This is a genomic window from Pseudomonas sp. 18-147 (genome assembly GCF_051048045.1).
In the GTDB taxonomy this organism is placed as follows: domain Bacteria; phylum Pseudomonadota; class Gammaproteobacteria; order Pseudomonadales; family Pseudomonadaceae; genus Pseudomonas; species Pseudomonas aeruginosa.
Window position 1 is genome coordinate 1,020,074 of record NZ_CP182296.1, and the last position, 22,967, is coordinate 1,043,040.

The following is a 22,967-nucleotide window of genomic DNA, read 5'->3' on the forward strand; positions in this document are numbered from 1 at the left end:
GGCCCGGGGAGTTGGGCTCCTGCCGTAGCACGGCCCTGCGAATAGGTCGCGGGGTTTCACTGGAGGAAGGAAGCACATGAACAAATGCTATGCACTGGTCTGGAACGTATCCCAGGGCTGCTGGAACGTCGTCAGCGAAGGCAGTCGCAGGCGCGGCAAGCCCGCCGGCGCCAAGGTGGCGATCGCCTCCGCCCTGGCCCTGCTGGGCGCCACGGCCCTGGCTCCGGCCTATGCGCTGCCAAGCGGGGGAACGGTGGTCGGCGGGAGCGCGAACGGGGAGATACACCTGTCGGGCGGCAACAGCCTGTCGGTCAACCAGAAGGTCGACAAGCTCATCGCCAACTGGGATTCCTTCAGCGTTGCCGCCGGCGAGCGGGTGATCTTCAACCAGCCGAGCAGTAGCTCGATCGCCCTGAATCGGGTGATCGGCACCAAGGCCAGCGATATCCAGGGTCGGATCGATGCCAACGGCCAGGTCTTCCTGGTCAACCCCAACGGCGTGCTCTTCGGTCGCGGCGCCCAGGTCAATGTCGGCGGCCTGGTGGCTTCCACGCTGGACATCACGGATGCCGAGTTCAACGGCAACTCCTCCAGATACCGTTTCACGGGTCCCTCTACCAACGGTGTCCTCAACCACGGGGGCGCCATCACCGCGGCGGAAGGCGGCAGCATCGCCCTGCTGGGCGCGCAGGTCGACAACCGCGGGACGGTCCTGGCGCAGATGGGCGGTGTCGGGCTCGGCGCGGGCAGCGACCTGACGCTGAATTTCGACGGCAACAAGCTGCTCGACATCCGCGTCGACGCCGGGGTCGCCAATGCGCTGGCAAGCAACGGCGGCCTGCTCAAGGCCGACGGGGGGCGAGTCCTGATGGCGGCCAGGACCGCCAATGCGCTGCTCAACACGGTGGTGAACTCCCAGGGTGCCATCGAGGCCCGTTCGCTGCGCGGCAAGAACGGGCGGATCGTGCTCGATGGCGGCCCGGACGGCAAGGTCATGGTGGGAGGCGCCTTGTCCGCCAATGCGCTGAAAGGTCCGGGGCACGGCGGCACGGTCGAGGTCCGGAGGCAGGCGGTGGAAGTGGCCCTGGGCACCCAGGTGAACACGCTCGCCAGCAATGGCCTCAACGGCACCTGGAAGATTGCCGCCGACAAGATCGACGTGCGCCCGTCGGCGGTGTCGGATGGCGTCACCGTTCATGCCGACACCCTGTCGCGGAACCTGGCGAGCACCAATATCGAACTGGTTTCGACCAAGGGCGACCTGGACCTCGACGGCTCGGTGAGCTGGGCATCGGGCAACCGGCTGGGGCTGGGCTCCGCGGCCGACCTGACGCTGAATGGCAGGCTGAATGCCAGTGGCGCCAAGGCTGGGCTGGAGCTGAAGGCCGAAGGCGCTATCGATATCAATGACAAGATCGTTCTCGGCGGGGCTGGCAGCGCGCTGGCCATGGATGCCGGCGAAGGCCACCGGGTGAACGGCACGGCGTCGGTCTCCCTGGCCGGGGCCAACGCGACCTACGTCTCCGGTGGCTATTACTACACGGTGGTGCAGAACCTGGCGCAGTTGCAGGCGATCAACAAGAACCTGGACGGCCTGTACGTGCTCGGCGGCAATATCCTGGGCGGCAGCTATTACTGCACGGCGCTGCAATCCATCGGCGGGCCCGCCGGCGTCTTCAGCGGCACCCTGGACGGTCTCGGCAACAGCATCGGCAATCTCTCGATCAGCAACACCGGGCCGAATGTCGGGCTGTTCGCCCGCTCCTCGGGCACACTGAGCAACCTGAAGCTGAACAACCTGCGGGTATCCGATAACACCTACGGCTCCGGACCGTCTTCGCTCGGCGCCCTGGTCGGGATCAACAGCGGCCGCATCGCCAACGTCAGCGCCAGCGGGGTCTCGGTCGTCGGCAGCCGACTGCGCTCCAACGCACTGGGCGGCCTGGTCGGGCGCAATATCAGCGGGCAGATCGCGAACGCATCCGTCAGCGGCGGCGTCACCGGTTATGCGGCGAGCACGGCGGTCGGCGGTCTGGTGGGGGAGAACTTCACCACCGCCTGGGGGCCGGAGGCGGTCATCGAGAACGCCCACAGCAACGTCCATGTGGCTGCACAGTCCACCGAGCGCAACAGCCTGGGCGGCGTCGGCGGCCTGGTCGGACTGAATGCGAAGGCCACGATCAGGGCGTCCGGCAGCCAGGGGAAGGTCGAGACCTACCGGCCCGGCCTGAACGTCGGCGGCCTGGTCGGCTACAACATGTTCGGCCACGTCTCCGATAGTAGCGCCAGCGGCCAGGTGGAGGCCGGCGGCGCGGGGTATACCGGCGGGCTGGTCGGCCTGAGTTCCGGCGGCGAGATATTCCGCTCGCAGGCGAGCGGGTCGGTGTACAGCAAGGGCGGCCTGGCGACCGGAGGGTTGATCGGCAAGGCAGAAGGCAACGGCATGCTCGGAAACCTGAAAGCCAGCGGCAGCGTCATGGACCAGGGGGGCGCGGATCTGGGCGGGCTGGTCGGCAACAACAGCCAGGGTGCCATCGAGACCGCCGAGGCGACGGGCAAGGTCAGCGGCGGCAGCAACAGTCGCGTCGGCGGGCTGATTGGACACAACCTCGGCGGTTCCGTCGCCCATGCGATCTCGCGCGGCGACGTGAGCGGCGGCTTCAACAGCCTGGTGGGCGGGCTCGTCGGCCACAACGGCGGCGAACTGTTCAACGTGGATGCCAGCGGCAGGGTCAGCGCCGCTGCGAGTGCGTCGGTTGGCGGCCTGGTCGGCAGCAATGCCGGTTCGATCCTGTCGGCGCGCAGCAGCAGTACCGTCAGCGGCGGCGGGCGCAGCCGCATCGGCGGCCTGGTCGGCGAGAACCAGATCCAGGGACGCATCGTTTCGTCCATGTCGGAAGGCACCGTCAGTGGCGACTACTACGTCTCCATGGGCGGGCTGGCCGGCGTCAACCTGGGATCGATCAAGTACTCCGGCGTTAGCGGCAAGATCGACTTCAAGCCTCAGTCCCATTACGGCCAGATCTACGGTGCGCAGGTCGGCGAGAACCGTGGGGTCCTGGGCGGCAACTACGTGATCGGCGAGGCGGCGCTCCTGCCGCCTGCCGGTATCGACTACGGCAACATCTGGTAAGGCCGGCAGGGGAGGTCCCAGGCGGACCTCCCCTGCCGGCCGGGGCCGCTTTCGCCTGGAGTGCGGCCCTCTTCCGCAGGCGCAATCTTGGAGAGTTCCATGAGCATGAGGTTATTTCCTGGCCGCGTTTCCCTGCGCCGCCGGCCTGGCGCGCAGGCTCGGCAGGCGCTCGTTCTCGGTCTCTGCTGCCTGACCGGCGGCCAGGCCTGGGCCCTGAACGACATCGCCCTGAACTGCTCGTTCGGCAATGGCCAGGGCATGCCCTGGCGTGTGGTGAACGAGCTGACCAGCGGCACGGCGAAAGGCACGGTGCTGTTCGCCAGGCCGGTGAGCCTGTTCCTGAGCTACAAGCCCCAGGCTTCCCAGGAGGCGCATGAGCTGGTCCTCGGGGGGAACTGGTCCGGGGTGGGCTATCCGGGGCCCTACGGCACGGTGGCGTCCGACGTCAAAGGCATCGGCTATCGGATCTTGGTGGATGCCCAGGACGGCGTCAAGCGGGTGATTCCGGTCGACAACCAGCCCCATGCGCTGGACAAGCGAGTCACGAGCTTTTCCGGAAGCACGACCAGCGACTACCTACAGGAACTGGTCCTGACGGTCGACCCCGGCGAGTTGCCTGCCGGCGACCTGAAGGTAACCAGCGTATCCGGCAGCGCCACCCTGAATCTCTGGGCGGTGGACAGGCTGAAGGGCGAAGCGTCCATCGGCAGCGTCCTGGCGGTGCCTGCGGACAACTACCCCACCGGGGTTTGCCGAAAGCCCTATTCGCTGATCGGCCCGGCCTCCATCGCTATCGGCGGCGGTCCCCCGCCGCCGCCGATCCCGAAGAAATGCAAGGTCGAGGTGGGACGGGAAATCAACGTCAAACTGGGTAGCGTCGCGTTGAAGAATTTCCCGCGGGTCAACGACACCTCCACGGAGCGCTCCTTCGATATCTCTCTCAGCGAGTGTGCGGCGCTGGCCAAGCCGGAAATCGCTTTCCGCGACAAGTATGTCTCGGCGCAGCAAGCGGACCCGACGATCCTCAGCTTGAAGAGCGGCGGCGCGGCGGGGTTCGGCATCGTCGTGAAGAACGGCCTGGACCAGCAGCGGATACGTTTCGACGGCACGCCCTACCCGATGCGGCGTGTCGGCGACAGCGCCGACCTCCCGCTGAGTGCCGCCTACATCCGTATCGGCGCGGAGGGCGAATTGAAGGCCGGGGTCGCCGACGGCGCCGCCGAGTTCACGTTTACCTTCCCCTGAGCGGCGCCGCCGTTCTTTCCCCGGCGTTTCCCGCCCCGCCTCGGGAAGCGCCGTCGGCCGCTTTCGCGCCAGCCCTCGCGAAGGCTCGGCCCCTCACCTCCAGTGGTTGCAGATCGCCGAAGGCGCTCTGCATATCGCTCCGCTGCTCGTCCTGGGTCTCGTGCGCACATGCCATTCCCGCACGCGGAATACCGATATTGCGTATGGGCGAAGGCTTTCTGAGGGATATGCAAGTTTCCTCGGTAGGATTTCGCGCAAATAAAAGAACGCTATTTTCCAGGCGATAGTTTCAGCTTGTCACGGAACTCTTTTTTCAAATTTTTTGCTGCTCTGGCTTGTCCGTTTCGTATTTCATCGTTTTTCATAAGTGTCTACGTATACGTTTTTCGGGGACTGTTTCAAGTGTCTTTGTTGTTAGTTTGCGAGGCGAAAAAATAGTAGTTTTACTATATTAAATATCGTCGGTTTCACTAGAAAATACACATGTTCACTTTGAACCGGGGCAGTGGCGTCGGCGGATTCCGGACCGCGCTTTCCTCCTTGCCGGCCGAGCGGCGGCCGCCTGCCTGCGGCAGGCATGACCGAGACCACAGGTTTCCTGGTAACGCTTTCGCCTGCCGTGTACCGCTTAAGGAGACGCAAGGATGTCCCTACATCGCATTCGCGTAATGGTTGCGGATGATCATCCCGCCATTTCGCTGGGTATTTCCTACGAACTGAGTCAGTGCGGTTCTTTGGAGATGCTCGGTCAAGTTTCCAATTCTACCGAGTTGATCGGTCGGCTCAACGAAGGCGACTGCGATGTCGTTATCGTCGACTATACGATGCCGGGCGGGAAATATGGCGATGGACTGGCATTGTTGTCATTGCTGCGGCGACGTTATCCGCATCTGCAATTGGTTGTCTTTACCATGCTGAACAATCCGGGCCTTATCCGGGCCATTCTCAAGCAGGGTATCAATTGCATCCTCAGCAAGTCCGACTCGACCAGTCACCTGCTGGCGGCGGTGAGCGCGGCCTATTCGCGAAACCAGTATTTCTCGCCGTCGATCAGGGACATCTTCGTCAACCAGGTGCTTTCCTCGCACAACGAACGGCTGACGCCCCGGGAGGCGGAAATCGTCCGTCTGTTCGGCTCCGGACTGACCATCACCGAAATCGCCGAGCGCTCGCATCGCAGCGTGCAGACCATCAGTACGCAGAAGGTCAGTGCCATGAAGAAGCTCGGCATCAAGCGCGATGCCGACCTCATCAGGTATGCGGCCGAGGGCTATTGCCGGATGCCCTGACGGATCGGCCCGCTTCACCAGGGCAGCGGCTGGTTCCGATAATCGACGAAGCGACAGGCATTCACGCCCGCGGCATCCTCCACCGCCGCGACCAGTCCGGCGGCGCTTTCCTCGACGCTCAGCGGCGCGCTGTCGCCGCCCATTTCGGTACGCACCCAGCCGGGATGCAGGAGCAACAGGCTGAACGGCAACTCCTCGAACTCGCCCTCCCAACTGCGTACCAGGCTGTTCAGCGCCGCCTTGCTGGCGCCGTAGAGCGGCATCGTGGCCGACAGGCCCAGCGCCAGGCTGGCCATCTGCGAACTCATGAACGCCACCACGCCACCCCGGCTAACCCGTCCGGACAGTGCCCTGGCCAGGCGCAGCGGCGCGATGGCGTTGGTCAGGAATAGCTGGGCGGTCTGCTCGGCGTCGATTTCCGCCACATCCTGTTGCTGCGGGCCGTAGATGCCGGCGTTGACGATCAGGCGATCGATCCGCCGCTCGCCCAGCATCTCGCCAATGCGTTCGGCGCAATCGTGTTGGTTGAGGTCGCCGGTCACCGCTTGCAAGCGCTCCCCGGCCCGCTCCGCCAGTGCCTGTAGCCCGGGAGAGCCTTGCGGACGCCGGGCGACGGCGAATACCTGTGCGCCGCGTTGCAGGAAGGCATCCGCCAGTCCCAGGCCGATGCCGCGCGAGGCGCCGACGATCAGAACGTTGTGCATGAGGTTCTCCGGGCGATAAAGCGGACAGGATACCCAAGCGCGTCCCGCTGCGTAACCGCCGCGGCGACCTCGTTACCGCATGGCGCTGCCGCCCAGGCCGGCGAGGTACAGGTCGAGCAGGCGGTCGTCGAACTCCGGCTCGCGCACGGCGCTCCCGCGCAGGTGTTCCTCGACGTTGGTGCAGTCCCAGAGATAGGTGTCCTGGTACAACTCGACGGTGCTGCGGCCGGCGTACATGTTGTCGCGGAACATGCTCAGCAGGGGATAGAGCGGGGCGTCGCGATTGTCTTCCCAGAGACTTACCCAGTCGTCGAACGGCATCTGCCGAAGGGGACGCCCGGCGCGTCGCCCGAGACGGCCGAAGAACTCGTCCAGGGTCAGGCAGCGCGGAATGCTCGGCACCAGGTTGAATTTCTTGCCCAGCGCCGAAGGCTGGCGGGCGATGACGCTGATCGCCTCTACCATGTAGTCCACCGTGGTCAGGCCCTCGCGCAGCTCGCGCAGGAGCGGCACGGCCCGGTACTCCAGGCAGGTCCGCGCCAGCCGGCTCCACCACTGGTAGTCGGCGTAGGCGCCGGTACGGCTGTGGCAGGTGGCGTAGCCGAGGCGGAAGGTCATCAGCGGCAGGCCGCGTTCGGCGGCGAGGTCGGCGATCTTTTCCATCACCCATTTGCTGCGCACGTAGCCCATGTCGGTGACCACCGCCGGCAGGTTCTGGTCGATGTCGTCGTCCTCGCGCATCAGGCGCTTGCCGGTATGCAGGTGGCCCCAGCTGTACACCGAGATGCTCGACAGCAGCATCAGCGGCTTGCAGCGGCCGCTGGCGCAGAAGCGCAGGACCTGGCCGAGCCCCTCGACGTTGTCGCGCTTCATGTAGCTGTATGGCTGGATGAAGTTCACCGCGCTGGCGGAATGGAAGACCTGGTCGACGCTGCCGGCCAGCTCGCGATAGGTTTCCGCCGGTAGTCCGAAACCTGGTTCTGCGAGGTCGGCGGCGTAGGCCCTGACCCGTCGCCAGTCCGTCTCGGCGAGTTCGATGCGGTGCTGCCGGGCGGCCTGGCGCAGGCGTTCGAGGGCATGGGCGTCGTTTTGCGCACGGACCGGACAATGCAGGTCGGCCTCGCGGCTGGCCAGCAGCTCGGCGAGCAGGTGGGCGCCCATCAGCCCGCTGGCGCCGGTGAGCAGGATGTGCCGTGGCGCCAGCAATTGGGCGGTGTCCATGGGGCGGCTGAAATCCACGTCGGCGGGCAGGCGCACGTCCCGTTGCAGCTCCTGGGCCGGTTCGCTGTCCAGCGCCGGCGGCGCTTCGCCGGCGCGCCGCGCCAGGCTGGCCGCCAGTTGGCGCACGCTCGGGGTGCGGTAGATGTCGTGGATGTAGGCACGGTTGCCGAAGCGTCGGCTCAATTCGCGCACCAGGGCGGCGGCCAGCAGGGAATGGCCGCCGACCTCGAAGAAGCTGTCGTCCAGGCCGAAGTCGGTATGCCCCAGCACTTCCTGCCAGGACAGGGCCACTTGCAGTTCGCCGGGGGTGCCGAAGCGTTGCTCGTCGAGTCGTTCCTGGCATTGTTCGTCCAGGTGTCGACGCAGGGCCTGGCGGTCGATCTTGCCGTTGACCGTGGTCGGCAGGCTGTCCAGCGACAGGTAGCGGCTGGGCAGCATGTAGTCGGGCAGTTCCTGGCGCAGTGCGGTCTTGATGGCGGCGAGCACGGCCCTGGCATCGCCGTCCTGCTGGCGGGGGACCACGAAGGCGCTCAATTGCTGGCTACCGGAGCGTGGGTCGGCATGCGCCAGCACCACCGCGCCGTGGATAGCCGGCTGGCGCAACAGCGCGGCCTCGACGTCGCCGAGTTCGACGCGGTGGCCGCGGATCTTCACCTGGTCGTCCAGCCGACCGAGGAACTGCAGGCTGCCATCGGCCAACCAGCGGGCCTTGTCGCCGGTGCGGTAGAGCCGACGCCGCAGTGCCTGCGAGTAGTGGAAGCGCCTGGCGGTCATGTCCGGGTCGCGCAGGTATTCGCGCGCCAGGCAGACGCCCGCCAGGTTCAGTTCACCGGGTCGGTCGCCATGGCAAGGCCGGTCGTCGGCGTCGAGGATGAATGCCTCGCAGCCGTCGATGGGCGTGCCGATCGAGGCGGGTCGCCGATGTGCTTCGGCGTCGACGATGCGGCAGGTGGCGAAGACCGTGGCCTCGGTCGGGCCGTAGTAATCCACCACGGTATAGGGCAGCCCGCCGGTTGCGACCGGCGGCAGTTTTTCCCCGGCGCAGAACAGGTAGCGCAGCGCCAGCGACGGCGGGGCGGGCTGCTCCGCCAGCGCGGGCACCATCACGGTAGGCGCGAAGGCGTGGCTGATCCGCTGCTCGGCGAAGAATGCCAGCAGCGCCGCCGGGTCTGGGCGCACCTCGTCGGGCACCAGGTGGAGGCAGGCGCCTGCGCACAGGGTGGACCAGATTTCCCATTGGGAAACGTCGAAGCCGACGCCGGCCATCAGGGTGGTGCGGCTCCGTTGATCCATATTGAAGCGCCGGTTGTGCCAGCTCACGAGGTTGGCCAGGGAGCGACTCTCGATCACCACGCCCTTGGGTTCGCCGGTGGTGCCCGAGGTGAAGATCACATACAGCGCTTCGCTGCCGTCGAGCGCCGGTCTCGGCGCGGCACCCGCCGCACTCGTCGCGAGCGCCTGTGCGATGACCTCCACCGGTTGCCCCGGCAGGTCCTCGGCCTGGGTGGCGAGGGCCAAGGGGGCCTGGCACTGGCGGAGGATTTCCCGCTTGCGCCTGTCGGGTTGTCGACGGTCCACCGGTACGTAGGCCGCTGCGCACTTGGCGGCCGCCAGGATGGCGATGACCAGTTCGGCCGAGCGTTCGGCCAGCAGGGGCAGCAGCTCGCCCTGGGCGACGCCGCGCCTGGCCAGGTGGGCGGCCAGCCGGTCGCTGAGCCGGTCGAGTTCGCGGTAGCTGAACGAGCGCTCGCGATCGACGAGGGCGGGGCGTTCGGGATGGGTATCTGCGTGTTGCCTGAATAAGCCAAGAACAGAATCTTTCGACATGGCTGAGACTCCTGTCTTGCCGGTGGAAAAGACGTTATCCGTGGTTTTTCAGCGTATCGAGCGGGGACCAGGGGGAAGGCTGGCGATAGGCCTGGTCCAAGGCTAGCCCCGAGGGGAAATGCGGCAACTGCCATTTGGTACAGGGTAAGGGGGGCTTGCCGCCGGGGTCGCCAGGGGCGCCCCGGACGTTTTCGGAAGCGGGACCGGACTCAGTCCAACTGGCCTTCCCGGTCGTCGAAGATCGCTTCTATGGCCAGTCCGAACACCCGGGCGAGCTTGAACGCCAAGGGCAGGCTTGGATCGTAGCGGCCGGTTTCGATGGCGTTCACCGTCTGCCGCGATACCTCCAGCTTTCCGGCCAGCTCCGCCTGTGACCAACCGCGCTCCGCGCGCAACTCGCGAACGCGGTTCCTCATGCGTAGCGCCTCAGTCCCAGGACGCAGCCGATGACCCAGAACGCGCCCATCAGGGGCCAGACGAAGAACATCGAGAGTTTCGGAAAGCCGGTGGTTTCGAGGAAACCGTAGGTGAAGGTGAGCAGGGCGGTGCCGACGAAGGCCAGGGCGAGGGCTTCGAGATGGATGCGCCGGGCCATTTCGTCGAGGCGCCGCAGGTAACGGATCACCACCAGCGCCAGGGCGACCATCGGTGGCACCGGCAGCAGGGCGAGGAAGACCCGGCCGGCGCCCGGTTCCGTGCCCGCCAGCGACTGGCCGCTGATCAGAACGGCAGCGGCATAGCCGACCAGCGCGAGAAGCAGTTCGAGGAAGAAACGTTTGTGGGTCATGGTTGAATCGTCCGTGTAAAGGGTGCTTTACATTGGACGGGAGGCTGTTTTTTGTCAAGCAAGCTTTACATCTGCATGGACTTGCCTTGGCGGGTAGACTCGGGGATGGTAGCGGGCGGCCTCTGGGAGAATGGCGAAATGGCGCCGCCGCCGGAGGCACCGCACTGGAACCTGGGTTTCGCCCGCGCCCAACTGGAGGCCGCTGAGTTGCCGCCGGTGGCAGGCGGCGAAGGTTGGGAGGTGTTGCACTTCGCCGATGTCGGCGCCCTGGCCTGGTACCTGTTGAACCTGCCCTGGGTATTTCCCGGTTTTTCCTTCAGGCGCCACCGCAAGGGCCTGCGCGGCCTGCACGAGAGCGGCGAGCCGCTGGCGGTGCGGCAGTTCCTCTTCTGGCTGGAGGCGCGCAACCCCCAGGCCGCGCGCGGCTAGAGGAAGAGTCGCTTCACCAGCTCGGTGCGGCTGCGCGCACCGGTCTTGCGGAACAGGTTGAGCAGGTGGGTCTTCACCGTCGGCAGGCCGAGTCCGAGGCACTGCGCCAGGCATTTGTTGCTGACGCCGTCACGCAGCAGCAGGGCGATCTCCCGTTCCCTCGGTGTCAGGCCTTGCAGGCGCTCGGCGCTGGCCGTTGGCGTGGCGCATGCCTGCGCCGCCAGCTCCATCAGGCCATGCAGGGCGCGCAACTGTCGCAGCTCCTGGTCGGAGAAGGCCCCTAGGCGGGCGTCGCGCAGCAACGACAGGGCCGCGACCGGACGCTGATGCGCATGCGCCAGCACCTCGACCACGTCGCAGATCCCGTGGCGTCGCAGGAAGCCCTGGTACAGTGCGCTGTCCTCCGCGGGCTGGCGGGCGATGCCCTGGCGCAGCGGCACCACCGGCGAAGCGCTGGCCAGGCAGTGGCGCGGCTGCAGCGGATCGTAGTCGCGGTAGTGGCGCAGGTAGTCGCGGTGCATGCCGGCCGGCATCCGCAGGAGCTGGAAATCGTGTGCGCGGCAGTCCTCGTCGATGCGATAGAACACGCACAGGCTGGCCGGTACCACCTGGGTGAAGGCCTGCATGCAGCGCGGGCCGAGGTCGGGCGACAGGGTCGAAGGCATGGCGCGGGACTCCCGAGGGACGAGGCGGCGGGACGTCCACTGTCCCGCCTGCCGGGCAGAATGTCCATGCCCCGGCGCGCCGTCTTGTCTCTCTCTGCCTGGCTTGGCAGGCAGCGGCAAGAAACCCGGCAGGCTGGAGCAAGCGAGCGGGGGAGCGGCGGGTCCAGAGTATTCCCGGGTAGTAGGCGCATGCATGACGCAGCGCCGTCGCCAAGCCGAGGAGCACACATGAGTATTGCCATCGACCCGTCCGTCAGCGCCTTCTTGCGCAGTCCCCATGGCCTGCTGATCGACGGTGAGTCCGGGCCGGCGCGTTCCGGCGCCGACATGCCGCTGTACGACCCGGCGACCGGTGCCGAGCTGGCGCGCGTGGCCCGCGCCGGCGCCGAAGACGTCGATCGGGCGGTCGCCGCCGCGCGGCGTGCGTTCGAAGGCAACTGGGCAGGCCAGCGCCCGGCCGATCGCGAGCGCCTGCTGCTGCGACTGGCGGAACGGATCGAGGCGCATGGCGAGCAACTGGCGCAGTTGGAAACCCTGAACAACGGCAAGTCGATCAACCTGTCGCGGGCCCTGGAGGTCGGCGCCTCGGTGGAGTTCATCCGCTACATGGCCGGCTGGGCGACCAAGATCGAGGGTCGCAGCCTCGACCTGTCGATCGCCGCGGTCCCAGGCGCGCGCTACCGGGCCTACACGGTGCCGGAGCCGGTGGGCGTGGTCGGAGCCATCGTGCCGTGGAATTTCCCCCTGCTGATGGCGATCTGGAAGATCGTCCCGGCCCTGGCCTGCGGCTGCACCGTGGTCCTCAAGCCGGCCGACGAAACCCCGCTGACCGCCCTGCGCCTCGGCCAGTTGTGCCTGGAGGCGGGGATTCCGCCAGGAGTGGTGAACATCGTCACCGGCACGGGCGCCGAGGCCGGCGCGGCACTGGCGGCGCACCCGGGCATCGACAAGCTGGCGTTCACCGGCTCGACCCCGGTGGGCAAGCTGATCGGGCATGCGGCGGTGGAGAACATGACGCGTTTTTCCCTCGAACTCGGCGGCAAATCCCCGGTGATCATCCTCGATGACACCAGCCTGGACATGGCTGCCGCCGGTTCCGCCGGCGCGATCTTCTTCAACCAGGGGCAGGTCTGCACCGCTGGCTCGCGCCTCTATGTGCAGCGCAAGCGTTTCGACCAGGTGCTGGAGCGCCTGGCGGCCATCGCCGGCGACCTGAGCATCGGCCCCGGCCTGGATCCGACCACGCAGATCAACCCGCTGGTCTCGGCCAGGCAGCAGGAGCGGGTGCTGGGGATGATCGAAAGCGGGGTGGCCGAGGGCGCCAGCGTGGTCTGCGGCGGGGCGCGCCAGGGCGAGATGGGGTTCTACGTGCAGCCGACGATCCTTGCCGACGTCACCCCGGGGATGCAGGTGGTGCGCGAGGAAATCTTCGGGCCGGTGCTGGTGGCGACGCCCTTCGACGATCTCGACGAAGCGGTGCGTCTGGCCAACGACAGCATCTACGGGCTCGGTGCGAGCATCTGGTCCAACGACCTGCGCCAGGTCATGGACCTGGTGCCCAGGATCAAGGCCGGCACGGTATGGGTGAACGCCCACAACCTGCTCGACCCGTCGATGCCGTTCGGCGGCTTCAAGCAGTCCGGCATCGGTCGCGAGATGGGCCATGCGGCGATCGAGGCGTACACCGAGAACAAGTCGGTGTGCATCGCCTACTGATATCGATGAAATCGGGGTGAGCCGATTCGTTCGGCTCTTTCGCTGCCCTCCGCGGCAGCCTTTTGTTCGACACGCTTCGCCTGCCGGCGGAGCGTACGGGACGCCGGCGCGTCCCGCAGGGCGCCTGGCGCGCCCTGGCAGGGCCTGACGCAAGAACAACAACAGCAACGCTGCCGTCGAGGATACGTCGATGTCCAACTCCAGACTCACCCAGCACCTGCTCCACGGGCGGGTTGGTTTCCCCACCGCCCTGGCCAGTTCGGTCGGGTTGATCATGGCCAGCCCGGTGATCCTCACCGCCACCACCGGCTTCGGCCTTGGCGGCGGAACCTTCGCCGTGGCGATGCTGGTGGCGCTGCTGCTGATGCTGGCGCAGTCCACCACCTTCGCCGAGGCCGCCTGCCTGCTGCCGACCCGTGGCTCGGTCTACGACTACCTGTCGTGCGGCCTCGGGCGCTTCTTCGCGATCACCGGCACGCTGTCGGCCTACCTGATCGTCCATGTGTTCGCCGGCACCGCCGAAACCATGCTCAGCGGCACCATGGCGCTGGTCAACTTCGAGTCGCTGAATACCCTCACCGAGCCGGGCGGCGGCGCCTGGCTGGTGGGCGTCGGCATGGTGCTCTGCTTCGGCCTGCTGAATGCGCTGGGGATCACCGCCTTCGGTCGCGCCGAAGTGATCCTCACCTTCGGCATGTGGAGCACCCTGATGATCTTCGCCGTGGCCGGTCTGCTGCGCCTGCCCGCGGTGGAGTTGCAGGGCTGGTTCGGGGCCTCGATGGTCGGCGACGACCTGCCGACCCTGCTGTCGCTGGTGGGCATGGCGATGTTCATGTTCGTCGGTTGCGAATTCGTCACGCCGCTGGCGCCGGAGGTGCGCCACGCTTCGCGGACCCTGCCGCGGGCGATGGCCCTGGGGTTGGTCGGGGTGGCCTGCTGCATGTTCCTCTATGGCGCGGCGATGCGCCGGCAGGTGGAAAACCTCGACCTCGGCGGCGGCCTGCACCTGCTGGAGACGCCGATGGCGATCCCGCGATTCGCCGAGCAGGTGATGGGACCGTTCGGACGCATCTGGCTGGGCGTGGGCCTGCTGTTCGCCGGGGCCGCCACCATCAACACCCTGATGGCCGGCCTGCCGCGGATTCTCTACGGGATGGCGCTGGATGGCGCCTTGCCGAAGGCCTTCACCTACCTGCACCCGCGCTTCAAGACACCGTTGCTGTGCATCGCCGTGGCAGCGGCGATTCCCTGCCTGCACGCCTGGTGGCTGGGCGGCGACAGCGAAGGGATCATCCACCTGGTCCTGGCTGCGGTCTGCGCCTGGGGCACCGCCTACCTGCTGGTGACCCTCTCCGTGGTGCTGCTGCGCATCCGTCGCCCGGACCTGCCGCGCGCCTACCGCTCGCCGCTGTTCCCGTTGCCGCAGCTATTCTCCAGCGCCGGAATCCTGCTGGGGATGTTCTACATCACGCCGCCGGGGATGAACCCCGCCGACATCTACCTGCCGTTCGCCCTGATGCTCGGCCTGGCGGCCGCCTACGCCCTGTTCTGGACCCTGTGCGTACAGCGGGTGAATCCGTTCCGTCCGCTGGCGGTGGAAGAGGTGCTGGAGAAGGAATTCGCCGAAGAGGACCAGCAGCAGCGGGAGAGGGCGCATGTCCGCCTGGGCGCGCTGGTATGAGCGTCACTGGCGCGACTGGCGGCCAGCCGCCTATCGCCCCGGAGCCACCCTGGCCCTGGTGCGGCGCAACCTGGCTGCGTGCGACGGCGAGGCGCAGGACGGCAGGCTGTTGCTGCGTACGAAAGAGCTGAGCCTCGAGGTTCGCGAGCGGGTCCAGGCGCACCTGTTCATGCATATCGTCAGCACCGAGTTCAGCCTGTTCGTGGCGGCGCCCGGGGGGCCGCCGGCCAGCCTGGAGCTGCGTCACGCCGGTTGCTTGCGGCGTCGCGGCATCCTTTGCAAGGTACGCAGCGGGAGCGGGCTCGAGCCGTTGCGGGAGGCCTTGCAGGGGGGCGACCGGGTCTTGCTGGAGCAGCTCATGCCTCTGGACTTCCGGAGTTTGCGCCTCTGCCGCGACGACAGGGGCTGGACCGTGAGCCTGGAACACCTGGGGGCGTGCGAGGTGGTCAACCGCTTCCCCGCCTATCGCCGCTACATCCCTCTGGTCGCCGAGCAGCGCCTGGCCCTGCTGGGCGCCTTCGCCCAATTGCAGCGCCTGCTTTCTCCCGCCTGAACGGCCCTTGCCGGCTCTCCCGGATGCGTATCCGCCGGTCCATTTGCGCTAGCTTGTGGGTATATCGATAACATGTTAATCATATCGGCAGCGCTGCGTGGCTCGGTAATTGCCGCGCCATACAACAATAACGATGGCCGTTGCCGTCAGGAGGTGCCCGGTGCATACCCTGTCTTCCGCACACAACAGCTTCGAAGCCTGGAACCAGGCGTTGCGCCAGGTCTGCGGGCGCTTCGAGTCGCAGCCCGCGCTGAACCGGACGCTGTTCATCGGCGATATCTCGCGGCAGGACCTCGGCGGTCTGGAGTTGGCGCAGATCCGCACCAACGCAGGGCGCATCGCCCGCCAGGCCACCCATGCCGATCATGACGACGACCGCCACTGCTTCCTGGTCGTCCAGCGCAGCGGCCATGCGCAACTGCGCCAGGGTGGGGACAGCATAGAGCTGGCGCCAGGGGAAATGGCGCTGATGGACTCCGCGGGCGGCTGCGAGATCATTCCCCACGGACTCATCGAACACACCTCGTTCCATCTCTCCCGCGAAGAGGTATGCCGGCACCTGCCACCCAGCCAGCGGGCCTTCGGCAAACTCTCGCCGAACTGCGCCAGCGGTCGCCTGCTGAGCCTGCTGGTGCAGCAGGTGTGCGCCGGAGAACTGCAGCCGTGGGCGGTGGCGGACGAGGGCGGGGCGTTGCAGGAGGCGCTGATCGCCCTGCTCGGGCCGGCGCTACAGCACGCCGGCGAGGAATTGGAGGGACCGCTGGCCGGGCTCTATGGCTACAGTCTGCGCCGGCACGCGGAGCGTCTGATCGAGCAATCCCTGCAGGAGCCGCGCCTGAGTCCGGACATGCTCGCCGGCCGCCTGCGCATCTCGGTGCGCCAGTTGTACCGGTTGTTCGAGGAGCAGGGCGACAGCGTCTGCCGCTACATTCTCCGCCAGCGCCTCAGCCGCAGCGCCGCCGACCTCGGCAACCCACGGCTGCGCGGCGAATCGATCACCTCCATCGCCTTCAAGTGGGGTTTCAGCGACTCGGCGCATTTCAGCCGGGCGTTCAAGAAGCAGTTCGAGGTTTCGCCCAAGGACTATCGGGCCGGCGCGCTACCGGCCTGACGCCGCCGCGCGCTGCCATTCGTCCCGCCGATCCGCGCCGCAGGCGGAGCTGGCCCGGTGAATGCTTGACGCTTCACCGGAGGCACAGCAAGAATGCGGCGTGTCAGGTTGCATGAAAATAACGGCGGCGCTGTCCGGGGTACCTGCCGCGACAAGCAGCACCCGATGCCCGCACCTTTCATGTCGCCAGCGAGGCGCAGGATGTCATTGCCTTGGGGCGTGCGCCGCGTCGCTATTCACTATCAGATTTCGAGTGCCCCCCTACACCATGCGAATGCGCCTGATGCTTTTGGGCGGCGGTAATGCCCTTGGACAGGCGCTGATCCGCCTAGGGGCGGAGGAAGACATCGGTTTCCTCGCGCCCAGACCACCCGAGCAGGGCTGGGATGCCGCCAGCCTCACCACCCTGCTGGACGAAACGCGCCCCGACGCGGTGATCAACCTCGCCTTCTACCACGACTGGTTCCAGGCCGAGCAGGTCGAGGCGGAGCGCCTGGGCGCCCAGGAGCGCGCCGTCGAGCGCCTCGCGGAGCTCTGCCAGCACTACGAGATCCTGCTGGTCCAGCCGTCCAGCTACCGGGTCTTCGACGGCGCCCGCGCCACCGCCTACAGCGAGAAGGACGAGACCCTTCCGCTGGGCCTGCGTGGCCAGGCGCTCTGGCGCATGGAGCAGAGCGTGCGCGCGGCCTGCCCGCGACATGTGCTGATCCGCTTCGGCTGGCTGCTGGACGAAAGCCCGAACGGCTTGCTGGGACGTTTCCTCAGCCGCGCCGAACAACCGCAGCCGCTGTTCCTCGCCGACGACCGGCGCGGCAACCCGACGCCGGTGGACGACGCCGCGCGGGTGGTGCTCTCGGTGCTCAAGCAGCTCGACTGCCAGGCGCCGCTGTGGGGCACCTACCACTACGGCGGACTGGAAGCGACCACCACCCTGGCGCTGGGACAGGTGATCCTCAACGAGGCGCGTACCTATCGCTCCAACCTGATTCAGGAGCCTTCGGCGGAGGCCCATGCCGCGCGCCCGGACGCGCTCGACGAGCCGCAGCACGCGGTGATGGTCTGCAAGAAGATCCTCCACACCTTCGGCATCAAGCCGCGCGCCTGGCGCGCAGGTTTGCCGGCTCTATTGGACAGGTACTACAGGCATGTTTGAACGTCCCATCCTGATCACTGGCGGCGCCGGTTTCATCGGCTCCCACCTGACCGACGCGCTGCTGGCGCGCGGCTACCGCGTGCGTGTGCTGGACAACCTGTCCACCGGCAAGCGCGACAACCTGCCCCTGGACGACGAACGGGTAGAGCTGCTCGAAGGCGACGCCGCCGACGCGGCGACCCTGGCGGCCGCCCTGAAGGGCTGCGCGGCGGTCGCCCACCTGGCCGCGGTCGCCTCGGTACAGGCCTCGGTGGACGACCCGGTCGCCACCCACCAGAGCAATTTCATCGCCACCCTGAACCTCTGCGAAGCGATGCGCGAGCAGGGCGTGAAGCGCGTGGTGTTCGCTTCCAGCGCAGCGGTCTACGGGCAGAACGGCGAAGGCACGGCGATCGACGAAGACACCCCGAAGTCGCCGCTGACGCCCTACGCGTCGGACAAGCTGGCCAGCGAGTACTACCTCGATTTCTATCGCCGCCAGCATGGGCTGGAGCCGGCGATCTTCCGCTTCTTCAACGTCTACGGGCCGCGCCAGGACCCGTCCTCGCCCTATTCCGGGGTGATCAGCATATTCACCGAGCGCGCCCTGAAGGGGACGCCGATCACCGTGTTCGGCGACGGCGAGCAGACCCGCGACTTCATCTACGTCGCCGACCTGGTCGATTTCCTGGTCCAGGCGCTGGAGGCGACGGCGGTGGAACCCGGGGCGGTGAACGTCGGCCTGAATCGCAGCATCAGCCTGAAGCAGTTGCTGGCAGAGATCGGCCAGGTGCTCGGTGGCCTGCCGCCGGTGACCCACGCCGACGCGCGAGCCGGTGACATCAGGCATTCGCGGGCGAACAACGAGCGCCTGCTGCGGCGTTTCCGCTTCGACCAGCCGACGCCGATGGGCGTGGGCCTGGCGCGCCTGCTCGGCCGCTGATCACCACCAGGGCTTGTTCAGCGCCAGGTAGAAGATCCCGCCCAGCAGGGTGAGGCTGAGGACGCTGAGCAGGCCCTTGCCGGGGCCCCGCGCCATCCGCAGGGCGAACGCCGCGCAGACGATGTAGCCCAGCAACAGCCCCAGCTTCGCCAGCAGCCAGAGCGGCAGCGGCCAGGGCATCGCCAGGTGCACCAGGCCGAGCGCGCTGAGCAGCAGCAGGGTGTCCACCAGGTGCGGTCCCCAGCGGCGGATGCCGCTGGCCTTGCGCCCCGACCAGTTCCAGGCCAGGCGCCAGACGAACAGGGCGGCGCTGCTGAGGGCGAAGGTGATGTGCAGGGTCTTCAGCCAGAGGTACATGGGGTCCGTTTCCGCAGGATGAAAAAAGGCGCCCGAAGGCGCCTTTTTCCGTTGGGGGCGCAAGCCCCGCGACAGTCTACGACTCAGAACTTGTAGCCGAAACCGATCATGTAGACCCACGGATCGACGTCCACGTCGACCTTGGTCTTGTTCACGCCCAGGGCGCTCGGGCCGTTGATGCTGGCCTTGGTGTCGATGTCCATGTACCAGACGGCCATGTTGAACAGCGCGTGCTCGTTGAGCATGTAGTCGAAGCCCAGTTCGCCGGCCAGGCCCCAGGAGTCCTGCAGCTTCATGCTGCTGAAACCCTGCGCCTTGCGGTTGCTGGCGAGGTCTTCGTCGAAGAAGGTGGTGTAGTTCACGCCCAGGCCGCCGTAGGGCTGGAAGGCGCTGTTGGTACCGCCCATGGGGTAGTACTGGAGCAGCAGGGTCGGCGGCAGTTGCTTGATGTCGGCCAGCTTGCCGTCCAGGCCCGGGCCGAGGCCCTTGACGTCGACCTGGTGGTTGAACGGAGTGGCGGCGACCAGTTCCACGCCCCACTTGTCGGCGAACATGTAGGTGAAGGTCAGGCCGAGCTGGGTGTCGCTGTCGACAGTCGCCTTGGTACCGCGCTGCTTGGCGCCGTCCAGCTTGATGTCGGAACTGCTGTCGTCGGGATCGACGGTGGCGAAGCCGCCACGGATGATGAAGTCACCGGCCTTGTGTCCTTGAATATCCGCAGCGGCGAACGGGGAGGCGACGGTGAGGGCCAGCAGGGAAGCGGTAAGCCAGGACTTACGCATGATGAGCTCCATTCCTTGTATTAGAAAGTGTTGGTGCTGCTAATGGTCAGCCAGCTAACAGTTGCCTTCCTTGACACAGCTCAATCAATCCTAGGAGCAAATGTGACCGCCGCAACGTAAATGGCGCGGCGGATTGTCGCATGTCGTTCAGCCACCTTCGTATTCGTAGGGCGTCACCTTGCTCGCCTGCATGCGGTAGCCGGCCGCCGCCAGCTCGCTGCTGGCGTTCTCCACCTTGAAGGTGCCCTCGACCCAGAATGGCTGATACAACTCGTCCATCTGCACGCCCTTGGCGGTCTTCACGTAGACGATCTGGTTCGACGGCGGCGGCGGTACGTGGATGCAGGCGCCGTAGTAGGGGACCAGGAGGAACTCGGTGACCAGCCCGGCCTCGCTGATTTCCAGCGGCACGATGTAGCCCGGCAGCTTGGCCTCGATGCCGTCCAGTGCCTTCACCACCGGGGCGTTGGGGCTCTGCTGGCTGGCCGCCGGACCGGCTTCGCTGAGGGCGTTGGCGAGGTCGTGGATCGGCAGCGGCGCCGGGGCGGGCGGGGCGCCGGCCGGGATCAGTTGCGACCAGGTCAGTTCGCGCGGCGCGGCGCGCGCCACGGCACTGCCCAGGAGCAGGGCGAAAGCCAGCAGGAGGACGGTCAGGGAGCGCAGCATCGGGGAATATCTCCGGGTCATAGGCGGATCGACAGGCCATCGGCCAGGGACTGGCGGTAGGCGCGCCAGGCCGGCACGCAGCCGATCAGCACGGCGGCCGCCAGGATAGCCCCGAGCAGGCTCCACTCATAGTCGCTCGGCCAGGCCAGCGGCAGGTAGATGCCGTAGTTGGCCTGGACGTAGCCCTGGCTGGCGGCGATGCCGAGGTAGAGCAGGCCGAGGCCGAGGGCGACGCCGGCCAGCGCCAGGCTGAAGGCCTCGGCCAGCAGCAGGCCGAAGATGTGCCAGGGGCGCGCGCCCACCGAGCGCAGGATGGCCATCTCCCGGCGGCGCTCGTTGAGGCTGGTGAGGATCGCCGTGAGCATGCCGATCAGGCCGGTGAGGACGACGAACAGCGAGACCACGAACAGTGCCTTCTCGGCGGTGCCCATCAGGCCCCACAGTTCCTGCAGGGCGACACCGGGGAGGATCGCCATCAGCGGTTCGCCGGGATAGTCGTTGACCTCGCGTTGCAGGGCGAAGGTCGCCACCTTGCTCTTCAGGCCGACCAGGAACGCGGTGATCGCCTGTGGTTGCAGGTCCATGTGCCGCGCCTGCTCGGCACTGACGCGCCCGGCGCCCATCGCCGGCACCCCGTTGCGCCAGTCGACGTGCAGCGCCTCCATGCCGGCGAGGGATATGTGCAGGGTGCGGTCCACCGGGGTACCGGTGCGCTGGAGGATGCCGACCACGGTGAACGGCTTGTCGTCGTGCTTGACCAGGCTCACCGTGCTCACCCCATGGGCCAGCACGATCTTCTCGCCGAGCCTGTAGTGCAGGGCTTCGGCCACCTCGGCGCCGAGCACCACGTCGAACAGGTCCTGGCCGAAGGCGCGGCCCTCGGCCAGTTGCAGTTCCTGGCCGCGGCCGTAGCGGTAGTGCTCGAAATAGCCGGCATCGGTACCCATTACCCGGTAGCCGCGGTGCGAGTCGCCGAGGGAGATCGGGATCGCCCACTTCACCCGCGGGTTTTCGGCGAAGTGCCGGTAGCTGTCCCAGCGGATGTTGTTGGTCGCGTTGCCGATGCGGAATACCGAGTAGAGCAGCAGGTTCACCGAGCCGGAGCGCGCGCCGACGATCAGGTCGGTTCCGGAGATGGTACTGGCGAAGCTGGCCTTGGCCTCGGTGCGGACCCGCTCCACCGCCAGCAGCAGGCAGGCGGAGAGGGCGATGGCGAAGATCGTCAGCAGGGCGGTGAAGCGGCGGTTGGCCAGGCTGGCCAGTGCCAGTCGGAAGAGATACATGCTCAGAGTCCTGCCGGCCGGGCGGCGCGGTTGAGATCGGAAAGGGACAGGCTGCGGTCGAACAGCCCGGCCAGGCTCTGGTCGTGGCTGACGAACAGCAGGCTGGCGCCGGCCTCGCGGCATTCGGCGAAGAGCAACTGGAGAAACGCCTCGCGGCTGTCGGCGTCGAGCGCCGAGGTCGGCTCGTCGGCGATCACCAGCTCCGGCTGGCCGATCAGCGCGCGGGCGGCGGCGACCCGCTGCTGCTGGCCGATGGACAGGCTGTCGGCGCGGCGTTCGTGCAGTTCGCCGCCGAGGCCGAGCTGGCCGAGCAGATGGCTGGCGGCCTGCGCCGGGCTACCGTGGCGTTCGCGGGCGCGCTGACGGCGCAACGCGGAAAAGTGACAGGGCAGCTCGACGTTCTCGCGTACCGAGAGGAATGGCAGCAGGTTGAACTGCTGGAAGATGTAGCCGGTGTGGTCGACGCGGAAATGGTCGCGGCGCGCGGCGGACAGCTTTTCCAGGTCCTCGCCGAGCAGGCGGATGCTGCCGCGGCCGGGCTTCTGCACGCCGCCGAGGAGGCCGAGCAGGGTGGTCTTGCCGCTGCCGGAAGGCCCCTTGAGGAACAGGCTCTCGCCGCGTTCGAGATGGAAGCTGGGAATGTCCAGCAACTCCGCCTGGCCGGGCCAGGCGAAGCCGAGGTTGGTCAGGGTGATCAGTGCGCTCATGGGGGTAGGGGCGGAACGCTCCGCCGGAGCCTCGAGAATGGATGGAGGGGCGCCGCGCCGAATCCCTCGCGGCGCCTCCGGAACGATCCTACAGCTTCAGCTCGGCGCTGGCCGGAGCCAGGTCGGCGCCTTTCTGGCCGTCGGGACCGATCAGTTGTACCTGAATTTTCTGGGTGGCGGGGAAGCGCTTGAAGAACTCGGCGAGGGTCAGCAGCTTGAGCAGCTCGGGCTTCTCGCAACTGAGCTGGTAATGGGCGTGGATATCGGCATGACCGTGTTCGTGTTCGTGGCCTGCCTTCTCCTTGTGCGCGTGGGCCGGCGCCTTGTCGCCGAACAGCGGACTCCGCAGTTCCTGGCTGGCCACCGAGCAGCCGGCGGTGACCGGCAGGGCGAACAGCTCCAGCGGTTTTTCCAGCTGCGCGCGGGCCTTGGCCACGGCGGCCTTGTCCGCGTCGGTGCTGGCGGCGTGTTCGAAACCGACCAGGTTCATCGCCGGGCTGTCCAGCTCCAGTTCGAGGGTCTTGCCGTCCAGCGCCACGTTCAACTGGGCGACGCCGTGCTCGTGCTTGCCCAGGCTGCCGTGGGCGTGGTCATGGTCGTGGTCGTCATGGGCCTGGGCGGCGAACGGCAGCAAGACGAGGGCTAACAGCAGTGGGCGCATGAACGGGACTCCGGCAAGGAAGGAAAAGAGTTTGTTACGTTATAACGAATTTTTCCGCCTGCCTAGCCTGGCCGA

At 67.1% G+C, this 22,967-nt stretch carries 20 protein-coding genes and 1 pseudogene; 10 read left to right on the plus strand and 11 right to left on the minus strand.

What is annotated here, in order from left to right; genetic code table 11:
• The first annotated feature begins 76 nt into the window (after positions 1–76).
• The 3 genes from ACM0M4_RS04855 (at position 77) to ACM0M4_RS04865 (ending at position 5,667) form a co-directional block, all read left to right on the plus strand.
• Positions 77–3,133 carry a GLUG motif-containing protein gene (locus ACM0M4_RS04855; RefSeq protein WP_221345500.1) on the plus strand — a complete coding sequence of 1,019 codons (3,057 nt, stop codon included), beginning with the start codon at positions 77–79 and terminating at the stop codon, positions 3,131–3,133.
• A gap of 99 nt (positions 3,134–3,232) precedes the next feature.
• Positions 3,233–4,378 carry a fimbrial protein gene (locus tag ACM0M4_RS04860; protein ID WP_031628849.1) on the plus strand — a complete coding sequence of 382 codons (1,146 nt, stop codon included), beginning with the start codon at positions 3,233–3,235 and terminating at the stop codon, positions 4,376–4,378.
• Positions 4,379–5,022: 644 nt separating this feature from the next.
• Positions 5,023–5,667: a response regulator transcription factor gene (locus tag ACM0M4_RS04865; RefSeq protein WP_003118222.1), complete on the plus strand. Its 645-nt coding sequence runs from the start codon at positions 5,023–5,025 to the stop codon at positions 5,665–5,667.
• Between the two features lie 14 nt (positions 5,668–5,681).
• Here ACM0M4_RS04865 and ACM0M4_RS04870 read toward each other — a convergent pair whose 3' ends face one another.
• The 4 genes from ACM0M4_RS04870 to ACM0M4_RS04885 all read right to left on the minus strand — a co-directional run bounded on the left by ACM0M4_RS04870 (position 5,682) and on the right by ACM0M4_RS04885 (position 10,206).
• Complete coding sequence (locus tag ACM0M4_RS04870; protein ID WP_003113039.1) at positions 5,682–6,371, minus strand: SDR family oxidoreductase; 690 nt, start codon at positions 6,369–6,371, stop codon at positions 5,682–5,684.
• 72 nt (positions 6,372–6,443) lie between these two features.
• Positions 6,444–9,419 carry a non-ribosomal peptide synthetase gene (locus tag ACM0M4_RS04875; RefSeq protein WP_012613605.1) on the minus strand — a complete coding sequence of 992 codons (2,976 nt, stop codon included), beginning with the start codon at positions 9,417–9,419 and terminating at the stop codon, positions 6,444–6,446.
• 209 nt (positions 9,420–9,628) lie between these two features.
• Entirely contained in the window at positions 9,629–9,835 is a 207-nt protein-coding gene (locus ACM0M4_RS04880; protein WP_003093358.1) for a helix-turn-helix transcriptional regulator, read from the minus strand.
• Positions 9,832–10,206, minus strand: a complete 375-nt coding sequence (locus ACM0M4_RS04885; protein WP_003105252.1) for a hypothetical protein — start codon at positions 10,204–10,206, stop codon at positions 9,832–9,834. Before ACM0M4_RS04885 ends, ACM0M4_RS04880 begins: the two co-directional genes overlap by 4 nt.
• Positions 10,207–10,338: 132 nt before the next feature.
• Here ACM0M4_RS04885 and ACM0M4_RS04890 point away from each other — a divergent pair.
• Positions 10,339–10,635: pseudogene (locus ACM0M4_RS04890) on the plus strand (hypothetical protein); the annotation flags it as partial.
• On the opposite strand, the gene ACM0M4_RS04895 reads toward ACM0M4_RS04890, so the two are convergent.
• Entirely contained in the window at positions 10,632–11,300 is a 669-nt protein-coding gene (locus tag ACM0M4_RS04895) for a helix-turn-helix transcriptional regulator (RefSeq protein WP_003113042.1), read from the minus strand. The pseudogene ACM0M4_RS04890 and the gene ACM0M4_RS04895 sit on opposite strands and share 4 nt — an antisense overlap.
• A gap of 228 nt (positions 11,301–11,528) precedes the next feature.
• On the opposite strand from ACM0M4_RS04895, the gene ACM0M4_RS04900 reads away from it, so the two are divergent.
• From ACM0M4_RS04900 to ACM0M4_RS04925, 6 genes are all read left to right on the plus strand, one after another.
• Entirely contained in the window at positions 11,529–13,016 is a 1,488-nt protein-coding gene (locus ACM0M4_RS04900) for an aldehyde dehydrogenase family protein (protein ID WP_009313342.1), read from the plus strand.
• Positions 13,017–13,206: 190 nt separating this feature from the next.
• The gene (locus ACM0M4_RS04905; protein ID WP_054375907.1) at positions 13,207–14,697 is read left to right on the plus strand and encodes an APC family permease; all 1,491 of its coding nucleotides are present in this window, start codon (positions 13,207–13,209) and stop codon (positions 14,695–14,697) included.
• Positions 14,672–15,250 carry a DUF3156 family protein gene (locus tag ACM0M4_RS04910; protein WP_003105260.1) on the plus strand — a complete coding sequence of 193 codons (579 nt, stop codon included), beginning with the start codon at positions 14,672–14,674 and terminating at the stop codon, positions 15,248–15,250. The genes ACM0M4_RS04905 and ACM0M4_RS04910 overlap by 26 nt, the downstream gene beginning before the upstream one ends.
• A gap of 160 nt (positions 15,251–15,410) precedes the next feature.
• Positions 15,411–16,361, plus strand: coding sequence for a transcriptional regulator FeaR (gene feaR / locus ACM0M4_RS04915; RefSeq protein ID WP_003105262.1), 951 nt, complete (start codon positions 15,411–15,413; stop codon positions 16,359–16,361).
• A 268-nt stretch (positions 16,362–16,629) separates the two neighbouring features.
• Positions 16,630–17,514, plus strand: a complete 885-nt coding sequence (locus ACM0M4_RS04920; protein WP_003113045.1) for a dTDP-4-dehydrorhamnose reductase — start codon at positions 16,630–16,632, stop codon at positions 17,512–17,514.
• Positions 17,507–18,436 (plus strand): NAD-dependent epimerase/dehydratase family protein, encoded by a 930-nt coding sequence (locus ACM0M4_RS04925; protein WP_003093339.1) that lies wholly within the window; start codon positions 17,507–17,509, stop codon positions 18,434–18,436. The genes ACM0M4_RS04920 and ACM0M4_RS04925 overlap by 8 nt, the downstream gene beginning before the upstream one ends.
• Here ACM0M4_RS04925 and ACM0M4_RS04930 read toward each other — a convergent pair whose 3' ends face one another.
• The 6 genes from ACM0M4_RS04930 to ACM0M4_RS04955 all read right to left on the minus strand — a co-directional run bounded on the left by ACM0M4_RS04930 (position 18,437) and on the right by ACM0M4_RS04955 (position 22,892).
• Positions 18,437–18,793, minus strand: a complete 357-nt coding sequence (locus ACM0M4_RS04930) for a SirB2 family protein (RefSeq protein ID WP_003093338.1) — start codon at positions 18,791–18,793, stop codon at positions 18,437–18,439.
• Positions 18,794–18,876: 83 nt separating this feature from the next.
• Entirely contained in the window at positions 18,877–19,575 is a 699-nt protein-coding gene (gene oprG, locus ACM0M4_RS04935) for an outer membrane protein OprG (protein WP_003093337.1), read from the minus strand.
• Between the two features lie 147 nt (positions 19,576–19,722).
• A complete protein-coding gene (locus ACM0M4_RS04940) occupies positions 19,723–20,241 on the minus strand; it encodes a DUF3299 domain-containing protein (protein WP_003105266.1) in 519 nt (172 codons plus the stop codon).
• Positions 20,242–20,258: 17 nt separating this feature from the next.
• On the minus strand, positions 20,259–21,524 hold the full coding sequence (locus ACM0M4_RS04945; protein WP_003118230.1) for an ABC transporter permease: 1,266 nt from the start codon (positions 21,522–21,524) through the stop codon (positions 20,259–20,261).
• Positions 21,525–21,526: 2 nt separating this feature from the next.
• Positions 21,527–22,231, minus strand: a complete 705-nt coding sequence (locus tag ACM0M4_RS04950) for an ABC transporter ATP-binding protein (RefSeq protein WP_003093325.1) — start codon at positions 22,229–22,231, stop codon at positions 21,527–21,529.
• An 88-nt stretch (positions 22,232–22,319) separates the two neighbouring features.
• A complete protein-coding gene (locus ACM0M4_RS04955) occupies positions 22,320–22,892 on the minus strand; it encodes a DUF2796 domain-containing protein (protein ID WP_003105271.1) in 573 nt (190 codons plus the stop codon).
• Between the last annotated feature and the right edge of the window lie 75 nt (positions 22,893–22,967).